Genomic DNA, 9951 nt, shown 5'->3' with positions numbered 1-9951 from the left:
CCCAGGGCCCTCCGGAAGGCCGAATTGCACGCCTTGCCGCAACGCTTCCGCCGCATTCTGCAGGACTTGATGCAAACGTTGCGCTTCGGAATGCAGTGTTGCGCTTACAAATTCAATCCACCGCCGAATGTGGAGAAGCTGGGAGGGTGGCATTCAGCCAGGTTTCTCGTTGCTTTTGTCGGCGAGCTCCCGTATAGTGGTTCAGGCGTTGCGCAGGCGACGCACATAATCGGGCGTTTAGCTCAGGGGGAGAGCGCTTCCCTGACACGGAAGAGGTCAGAAGTTCAAATCTTCTAACGCCCACCATAAATTCGCAGGCCAGAGGGTATTTCCTCTGGCCTGTTTTCGTATCTATCGTCCGGGTGGAACGAACCTGGTACGAATCGTCCCGCGCTTTGAATCGTCCGGGACCCCTGATGTGTCGCGCGTATCCACGGCGCTCTTCCGGTTGTGTCCGGTCCCTCCGCCTGCCTGCTGCAGCCGTCCCATGTTGCTGTGCCCTCATACTTTGGGATGACGCGCGTTGCTTTCATGCCGTCGAAAATCACCTAGAAGCTGAACGCCTATAGCCTGCAGGCAGAATCAGCCGAGCAGGTGGACTTTCTAGGATTGGAGCGACCATGACAACGCGCCCCACACGCACGCGGTGGCTGCCCGTCGTATCCGGTGCGGTCGCGGCGGTGCTCGCATTTGCCGCCCTGCCCATGACGGCGCTGGCAAACGACGAGCTGAGCCCCGGACCCTACTCGGAGGGCAGCCAGCTGAGCACCGATGCGTACTCCGCCCTTGGCCTCACCGTCTCGGACGATACCGGTGACGCCGGCACCTATGCCCCCTATGGCAACGACGAGAACGTGAGCACCACCCTGCTGAGCGACGACGAGGTCTACATGGCAGCCAACGGCGCCAGAAACAACGTATACACGCTGCGGGGGAAGCTCAACCAGCTCTACGATGCCAATACGTACGCGGAAGGTTTGATTGGCTACACCACGATCTCTGACGACTACGGAGGGATGGGCGGAGCTTATCTGTTCTGGCCTATCAACGAGCTCTACGGTACGAGCGGCGATTCAGGGATAGCCGTGGATATGGTTCAAAAGGGCGTTAGCTACTACTCGCCGCTCAGCGACAACGAGAATGACGTCATCAAGGGGTCTACCAACAACGGATTCAGCGGCAAGTATGCCACCAGCGTCTCGGCAGACCTCGGCAGCGGCTACAAGGACCACGTCGTCGAGCTGCGCGCCTATGGGAGCCAGTACTACACCATGGTCGGCAACCGGCAGCTGAGCGGCGCCTTTGCGGTAAAGGTATTCTCGCTTGACGCAAAGGGGAACCGCACGGAAGTCGCGAGCCTCAGCCCCACGGTCAATGACAGCCAGATCCAGGTGAATGATTACACTGGCGAGCTGGCGTACCTCCGGGCCGGCTACCTGCAGGAGTACGACGCCTACTTCGAAGTGGCCGCCGCGGACGTGGACGCAGACGGCGTGGACGAGGTCTTCTGCTACACGGGCTGCTACAAGGACGAGAACGGCGAGCGCCTGGCCTGCGTCGACATGTGGGACCTGCAGTCCGACAGCTCCTGGAGCCACACCCAGGAGTGGGTGGACTGCGGCCAGGCGTCCTACTACGTCACAGATGATGAGCTTAACCAGATTCGCAACAGCAAGGATGACCCCACCGCTCGAATGCAGCTCATGAAGGCCCCGGTGGTCACCCTTGCCGGCGGCGACCTCGACCGCCGCGGCGGAGAAGAGCTTGCCATCACCGTCTCCGCGCCCACGAACCACGACAACCCGACCGACGCAGCCCGCTGCTACATCTACACCTGGGATGACACCGCAAAGCGACTCTCCGCCGTCGTAAACGACGGCTTGGGCGACGACTATATCCCCCTGAGCACGACCGTCGGGGCAGCCTCCGCCATGGTCTCTGCCAACTGCACCTTCGGAACCTTCAGGACGAGCGACACCGACACGGCCACGGCCCTCATCATTGCCGGCTGGGACTGCGGTGGCAGCTCAAACGCGGAGTATGCCAACTTCGGCTACCGCTACGTGTACTATGACACATCCCAGGACGATTTCGTCGTCTCCGACTACATCCGCAAGGCCCTCGGCAAGGACGCTGCGCACATCACCGAGACCGCCTGCAAGGACGCGAACCAGGGCGGCCGATACCGTCCGACCCTGGCACCCTTCGCCCTGGGCGCCGCACGCTTGAACGGCCTCAACCAGGGTGCCGCCGAGAACGACGACGTTCTCATGGGCGGAGACATCTACTCGTTCAGTCTCTCCGCTGGGGTGAGCCTCGACACTCTCGGCAGCATCAGCCTCACCTCTGACCAGGTGAACTCGAACCGTTACACAAAGGGCAAGGAGCAGGTCTGGATCGGCGACGTGCGCGTGGGCGCCGTGTCGGGCTCCAGCCAGTACGAGGAGAGCTTCCTCGCCGTCACGGGCGTCCACCGCGACGAGGACCTCGGCAAGGATGACGACTACTACTGGATGGACGTCTCGCACTTCTCTGCCAAGTGGTCTGACGGCAAGCTCCGGGGCTACACCACCGGTGAGGAGGGCGTCATAAACGAGAGCGTCCGTGTCCACGGCACGACGCAGTACGGATGCTGGATCAGCCTGTGCCTGCCCAACGTGGACCACGACGGCATGCAGGTGCGCTTCAAGGCGGCGGCCGAGTACTACACTGCGCCGCAGCTGCTCGCGGTGCTCCAGGGGTCCCCGTACTTTCAGGACCTCCAGGACAGCTATGGCTACCTCAGCTACGGCGGCACCGCGTTTGGCTCCGAGTCCAGCAGCGCCTCTGGCTCCGGCTGGTCCATCGAGGGAGAGGCCGGCGTCTTCGGCGAGGCGTCGGGCGGCTTCCTTGGGCGCGTGGAGCTCGAGGGGGAGCTCACGGGCCATGCGGGCTACGAGTACCAGAGCTCCTCGACGCTCTCGTACGGTGTGGACTACGACGCGCACGCGGCCGAAGGCAACAAGGCCGTGGTGTACGCCGTGCCCATCATGTACTACTGGTACGAGGTCAGCGACTCCAGCAGCCCGGAGTGGACGGACGTCGTCATGCCCGTGTTCCTCACGCCGGTCACCTCGGTCGTGAGTCAGGAGACCTGGGACGAGGCGGTCGAGAATTACGACCTCGACGCCAGCGTGAGCAGTGACAGCTCCACGCCGCTCACCTACAAGGTCTCCGACGTCCTCAACAACAGGCAGGGCGACCCCGCCAGCTACGGCGTCGACACCCTGACCAAGACGACCCTGCTGCCTACCGCCAAGCGTGCCTTCACGTACCAGCTTGACGGGAAGGACGCCTGGTCCATAGCCTCGAACGAGGAGGGCGTCGCCACGACGCAGACCATCGCGGCCGAGAACGAGACCGAGAAGACCGTCGACGTGGGTGGTGCCGTTGCTCTGCAGATAGGTGCCGGCTTCGGCATTGGGGAAAACGAGATCGTTACCGGTATGGTGTTCGGGCTGTCGGGTGGCTACACGACGCTGAGGTCCAGCTCCACGGGCTTCTCGTTCACGGGCACCGTGGACAACCTGCCCGAGGCTGCCGAGGGCTACGGCTTCAGCTGGAGGCTTGCGGTGGACCAGAGCTCCTCCGACATGCCCGTCGACGGCACGCGTCCCGCCACCAACCAGTTCTGGATCGTTGGCTACGACGTCACCAACGTGAAGCAGCCCGAAATCCCCATGGTAAGCGGCTTTGCCATGACCGGTGCCAGCTACGATGCCACCACGGGCAAGGATGCGGTCACCCTGTCCTGGAACGATATCCTGACCTCCGACCAGAAGGCGAATGGCTACAAGTACGCGGTCGCCATGTACCCCACGACCGATGATGACCACTACAGCTATGCCTACACGCTGGACGGCTCCGCCACAAGCTACGTCTGGGGTGGCCTCTCCACCAGCAGCAGCTACCGCTTTGCGGTGTTTGTCGTGGACGGCACGGGCAGGCAGGCGAGCCTGCGCTCGCCCATCGTGAGCGTGACCACGCTGCCGACCGGCGACGCGATGGCCGTGAGCGGCATCAACGTCCAGGGCCAGGCCAACACAGGCGACGCGAACGATACGTCCACCAGAAAGGCCACGCGCAGGATGGGGGAGTCCCTCACGCTTGACATGAGCGGCAGCTACTACGACTCCGGCTCCGCCAATCCGGACAAGCAGCCGCTCTTCCGCTGGTATCGCAAGGAGGCCTCCAAGCCCACCTGGCAAGAGATCTCGTCCGGGCCCACCGTCAGCACCCAGGACGACAAGACCTACACGTCCACCTACGCCATCGACGAGGTGACGGCGGAGGACGATGGCACGGTGTATCGCTGCGACGTGAGCTACAACAACATCGTGGTCTCGTCCCAGACGGTCACCCTCGATGTCACGCACACCTACTCGATTGCCGATTCTGCCAGCACGTATTCGGCAACCAGGAAGCGTGTCAACTATCTGAACGCCGGCCTGCTCCGGTTCTTCCGGCCGGTTGCTGCCGAGAACGAGTCCGGCCTCAAGCCGGACGAGGGAGGCACCACGGACAGCGGCAGCGCGACCGGTGACGCTACGACTGGAGGTGCCACGGGCAGCGGCACCGCGACCGACGCCACGACCGATGGCGGGACCAGCGCTTCCGCTGACACGGGCGCTGCCACAGGCTCCGCAAAGGCGGCCTCCGCATCGGGCGCGCCCCAGACGGGCGACGGCTCGCTGGGCACCGGGGCGCTGGCCCTCATCGCCCTGGGCGGAGCTGTGTCCCTGGTTGCTGCGCTGGTGCTCCGTCACCGTTCCGGGGACCGTGGCTAGCGACCTGCGGGGACCTGCGTCGGGTGAGAGGACCCGGCACCCGGGATTTCCACGCTGCGGCAGACGGTGACTCGCTGCCGCAGGCCCCCGTCCGTCCCTTTGGGCGGACGGGGGCCTTGTTCGAGTCGGAGGCCTCGATGCTCAACCACAAGCTGCTACGCGCCGTGCTGCGCAACACCGGCCTTGCCCGCGCCACGTGGGGGTTCCTGGCGACGTTCGTCGCGGCGTCCGCGCTGCTCGCGCTGGTGGACCCAGGCGTGGACGGCTTTGGCGACGCCCTGTGGTGCTGCTTCCAGGCCGTCACGACCATCGGCTACGGGGACATCACCGTCACGAGCGCCGTCGGCCGCATGATCGTGGTGGCGCTCAGCGTGGTGGGGATCCTGTTCGTGGCGGTGCTCACGGCTGCGGTGGTCAGCTACTGCAACGAGCTCATGCTGGCGCGGCGCAACGAGAGCCTGGCCCTGTACCTGGACAAGCTGGAGCACCTGGACCAGCTGTCGCAGGAAGAGCTGGCCGAGCTCTCGCACAGGGTGCGCCGGCTGCGCGGCTCGCGGGGGTAGCGCGCGACGTCGGAAAGCTCGACGGCCTGACGTGCCTCACGGTGCGCGAGGAGGTCTCCAAGACGCACAAGTCAAGGACCGTCCCCATGACCGACAAGTGGCCCTCAAAAGGCGCTTGGAAGGCGAAGTGGACCCCCCGGAGCCCACGTCGCTCGTCTTCGGGTCTCCTGCGCCCTGAGAGGCCGTGGGACCGCTCCTACGCGCACAAGACACTGCGGCTGCTGTACGACATGATGGCGGACGAGCTCAACATACCGAGGGTGCGCGACGTGGCCACGCACTCGTGGCGTGCCACGCTCAACTCCGAGTGGATGGAGCGGGGCGTCCCCGTCGAGAGCAGGCACGAGTTCTTCGGGCACTCCGAGGAGGAGAACCTCAACTCGTACACCGACGCCACGCACACGAGGGCGCTCATCGACATGCTCGACGGGGCGAATCGTATGACAGATAGTGTGCGTAAGTCAGTGATTAAGGGGGATTCCGAGGGACCGCAGGGCATGAGTTTCAGCAGGTAACACGAGGTATCGGGGAGTACCAACAGGGCTTATCCTCAGACGGAAGAGGTTAGAAGTTCAAATCTTCCAACGCCCACCATAAATTCGCAGGTCAGAGGCTATGTCCCCTGGCCTGTTTTCGTGTGGCACACGTAAGGGCGCGCATGGAGCGTACAGAGTGGTGCCGGAAGCCGGCCTTGACTAAACACATCAGAGTTTCAGGCCAGAAAAGCGTAAGGCTGGGGACCCCGGACGTTCCTCTGGACCACCGCTACACCGCGTAGCCCAGCGCCGCGCGGTGCTCCCTCATCGTCCTCCGGACCTCCGTAACCGACGGGCGCATCGTGCAGGTCTTCGAGATCGGCCCGGCGGGATATTCCTCCGCGAGCGCGAGATCCTACGACTCCATCAAGCAGCTGGTGAAGAAGGTCTACATCGACTCGACCATCGCCGGATTGGGAATCCAGAACTGCAACTACTGGTTCAACGCGTTCTCGAACTTCACCGGGGTGCGGGGTTTCAAGAACCTGTCCGGAATGACGAGTGCCGACCAGATGTTCTTCATCTGCTCCTCTTTGGGGACGATCTACGACACCTCGTTCAATAACTCGGGGCTCTCAGCTCGCTTTAGTTCACCGGCTGCAACCGCCTGGTGGGCGGGACGGACGGCTACGTGCTCGACGACGAGCGCCGTCACCGTGTGCAAACTCGGCGGGGGAGGCGTGCTGACTGTCCCGAACGCGCTGATAACCGCACGTGGTTCTATGCCCACTACTACGCGGACGGCGAGGGCGTGCTCACGGCTTCGTTCACGCCCGACCCCACACGCGAACCCGTGGATCGTGCAGGATCTGCTCTTCTCTGGAGACGATTTATGCCGACTCGACCTGGACGCTTCCTTTGAGCGGTCTCGCGGGATCTCAGAGTTTCTACTCGTGCTCCACGTCACTTGTGGGCGGAAACGGCACCGTGTGGGCCACCAACAAGACGGCGTACACGTACTTCCGCATCGACACGGCGAGCACGCCAGGGTACATCACGATAGCGTAGGACGATGATTGGACGCGAATAGGACATGTCCTAACATGATGGACCATTGTCCCATCATGTCTATCAGTGTCCTATTCTCTCCCAGCCCTTTTCCGTAATCTCGTAGTGGGCACCTCCACCTCGACCAACAAGCACGAGACTGCCATCCTCGACGAGCTTGACCAGGGTCCTGTATGCTTGCTTCCGGTGCAGGTGCAGTAGATTCTCCACGTCGCGCGTCGCGACAGACCCGCCTTGCCTCTCGGCCAGCTTCATGATGAGCTCCGGATAGCGGATCTTGTCTATGTCGGATTGCCGAACGTATCCGGCTTCCTTGCCCGATTGTGAGTAAACCTTTCCGCTGAGCATGTACGAGCGTGCGGTCGAGCTCCCGCGAGCCTCGACGAGCCCGGCCTCGAGCAGCTCCTCCACCGTCGCACGCGCCGCCGCGTCAGTGATGTGGAGTTGCGCGGACAGGCCTGCGACCGTAAGCCGCCTCTGCTGCTTGAGCGCGTCGAGCACGAGCAGTGACCTGAGCGACAACTGCTCGCCGGTCTTCTGCTGCTCTTCGTTGATCATCCGCATGAACAGCTCGTCTGGCGCGCTCCGCGCAATGAAGACGCTTACGTTAGCCGACGTGCTTCCGGTGTAATCGGGCAGGGGCCTTCCGTAGTACAGGGATCCCTCGAAGATGCGGTCGACACCGCGTCCGGTCTTCTCGGCGAGGCCAATGCGCTTGAGAGCGTTCATCAGGCACTCGTTTCGCCCGTGGGGCTCGACGGTGAGCAGGTTCTCGATGGTGACCCCTTCGATGAACCCGCCGGGGTTTGCGATGGTGAGCCCCTCGTCGTCTATGAGCACGCGCACGCGCCCCAAGGCGGCATAGTCGCGGTGTCCAAAGGCGTTGACGAGCGCCTCGCGGAAAGCTCTCCTGTCGAACTCGGGCACCGACTGCCTGAAGAGGCCGTCCTCAAACTCCCGCTCCGGGTTCCATGGGTCGAGCATCTCGCGCATCTTCTCGATGGTGTAGAGGAGCGGCTGCTCGAAATCCTGGTTGACGCGCACCTCCGTGCCCGCAAGCACCTGGAAGGTGGCGGCCGAGGTCGGTATGGTGCGGGCTATGACCTCTGCCCTGCCCGCGAGTAGGATGCCCGTAACCGTCGGTGTGACCTTGCCGTCGGTGAGCGTCGTCATGCGGAGGGCGCTTAGGATCTCCTCGTCGGGTAACTCCAAAAGCGCTTGGTCGCTGTTACGGTTTCGAGCCAGAATATCGCGCAGGCGCTTCAGCTCCTCCGGGCTGAAGTCGTCGATGGTGGTGTCGGGCACCGGGAATGCAGAGTAGTCGAGTTGGCCCAGCGTGGAGAGCCTGGTGATGATCTCGTAGGGATAGAGGGGGACGCTCTCGGGCGTGCCGTCGGCTTTGAGCCTTCGGCGCATGATTTTGCCCTCGGAGGACGAGACGATTGCCATCGACCTCGGGATTTCCACGAGTGTCACCTGCTTGCCGGCGTCATCGACGGATCCATCGGATGCGAGGAAGAGGGTCGAGACACGCGCCGGAACGGGCGGCACCGTCTTGTTGGCGATGAGCGCTGCGAGCTGCGTGACGTCGCGATGGTCTTTGTGAACCCCCGTGGGCTCGCCGTCATCCTCAACGCCGAGGTATATTTCCCCGCCGTTGGTGTTGCTGAGCGCGACCACCGTGTCCACGAGCTCCCCGTCAGGCAACCTACTGGGCTTTAGAGCTCCATTCGGGCCTCTCTTGCACTCGCTTTTGAACTCGACCTCTATGGTCTCCCTGGACGGAATCTCTCGCCGCTTCGGCATTCTTCGCCTTTCGATGCGATGGTCATCTTGGACGCATTATAGACCATTGTTAGGACATGTCCTAACAATGATAGGACATTGTCCCATCATGTCCCATAGAATGGAAGCCCTCCCGGCCGTTTCGGTCAAGAGGGCTTTCCTTAACACTCGTCACTGTAACTAGATGGCCTCAAGCTCCCTATACAGCGGGTCGCCCTCACCAATGTGTGTTTGATAGCCTCGGAGCTGCGGGTTTTAGCGCCGAAAGATTTCGGGTCTGAGCACGAAAACTTTCGGGTGCGAGCATGGGCGCGTCGACCACCCGCGGTCGGCCCGACAATGTCGTTGCTTCGGTCTGCGACGTTGGGAGGGCCAGAGGGGGAATGATCGACGCGGATAAGATAGAGGACATGCGCGAGAGGGCTAGGCGCAGCGAGCCGCCTCGAGCCTGACGGGGAAGAGGTCATAAGTTCAAATCTTCTAACGCCCACCATCAATTCGAAGGCCAGGGGTCCAGAGGCCTCTGGCCTTTTTCATGTGCCCCTCGCGCCTTCCATAACCAACCCCATGCGCTATCCCCGAAGCCAGTATTGGCAACCAGTCTAGAATCGGATTATGCTTCTACCTGCACGAACCTCAACTGATGGCGGCCTGAAAGGACGGTTGGCATGGCATTCAGGAACCTTGGCAGCGAGGGCGAGCTCTTCCCGCAGTCGGTGTTCATCATCGCGAGCTACGGCGAGGACGGCACGCCCAACGCCATGAACGCCGCGTGGGCCGGCGAGTGTAGCAGGCACGAGATCTGCTTCAACATCGGCGACCACAAGACCACGGCCAACATCGTGAGGCGGGGCGCGTTCACCGTCTCGCCGGCAGACGCGGCGCACGTGGTGGAGGCCGACTACTTCGGCATCGCCACCGGCAAGAAGGTGGACAAGGCGGCGGCCTCCGGCATGACGTTCACCAAGTCAGAGTTCGTGGACGCGCCCGTGATCGAGGAGTTCCCGCTCACCATGGAGCGCGAGGTCACGGCCATCGAGGGCGACGAGCACGGCGCCCGCATAGTGGGACGCGTGGTGAACACCCGCGTGGACGAGGCGGTGCTCGACGAGAAGGGCCGCGTCGACTTTGGCAAGATGCGCCCCATCGTCTACGACAGCACGCGGCGCGTCTACCGCGTGGTCGGCGATGAGGTCGGCGGCGCCTGGGACGCGGGCAAGGCGCTTCTGTAGC

The 9951-nt window shown here is 63.1% G+C and carries 5 protein-coding genes and 1 tRNA gene; 5 read left to right on the top strand and 1 reads right to left on the bottom strand.

The genetic code is table 11. The features are described from left to right. Positions 1-231 precede the first annotated feature (231 nt). From VXJ25_RS08895 to VXJ25_RS08880, 4 genes are all read left to right on the top strand, one after another. Positions 232-306, top strand: a tRNA-Val gene (locus tag VXJ25_RS08895). Positions 307-704: 398 nt separating this feature from the next. Then, positions 705-4826: a hypothetical protein gene (locus VXJ25_RS08890; RefSeq protein WP_330958860.1), complete on the top strand. Its 4122-nt coding sequence runs from the start codon at positions 705-707 to the stop codon at positions 4824-4826. A 137-nt stretch (positions 4827-4963) separates the two neighbouring features. Further along, complete coding sequence (locus tag VXJ25_RS08885) at positions 4964-5389, top strand: potassium channel family protein (protein ID WP_330958859.1); 426 nt, start codon at positions 4964-4966, stop codon at positions 5387-5389. 230 nt (positions 5390-5619) lie between these two features. Next, the gene (locus VXJ25_RS08880) at positions 5620-5904 is read left to right on the top strand and encodes a hypothetical protein (protein ID WP_330958858.1); all 285 of its coding nucleotides are present in this window, start codon (positions 5620-5622) and stop codon (positions 5902-5904) included. A gap of 1092 nt (positions 5905-6996) precedes the next feature. Here the strand turns inward: VXJ25_RS08880 and VXJ25_RS08875 are convergent. Next, entirely contained in the window at positions 6997-8739 is a 1743-nt protein-coding gene (locus VXJ25_RS08875) for an RNA-binding domain-containing protein (protein ID WP_330958857.1), read from the bottom strand. A 647-nt stretch (positions 8740-9386) separates the two neighbouring features. Between VXJ25_RS08875 and VXJ25_RS08870 the strand changes: the two genes are divergently transcribed. Beyond that, positions 9387-9950 carry a flavin reductase family protein gene (locus VXJ25_RS08870; protein ID WP_330958856.1) on the top strand — a complete coding sequence of 188 codons (564 nt, stop codon included), beginning with the start codon at positions 9387-9389 and terminating at the stop codon, positions 9948-9950. Position 9951: the final 1 nt, after the last annotated feature.

The sequence above is a fragment of the Olsenella absiana genome, from assembly GCF_036408855.1.
Classification (GTDB): Bacteria; Actinomycetota; Coriobacteriia; order Coriobacteriales; family Atopobiaceae; genus Olsenella_K; species Olsenella_K absiana.
This window is presented reverse-complemented; position numbering and strand designations above follow the sequence as displayed.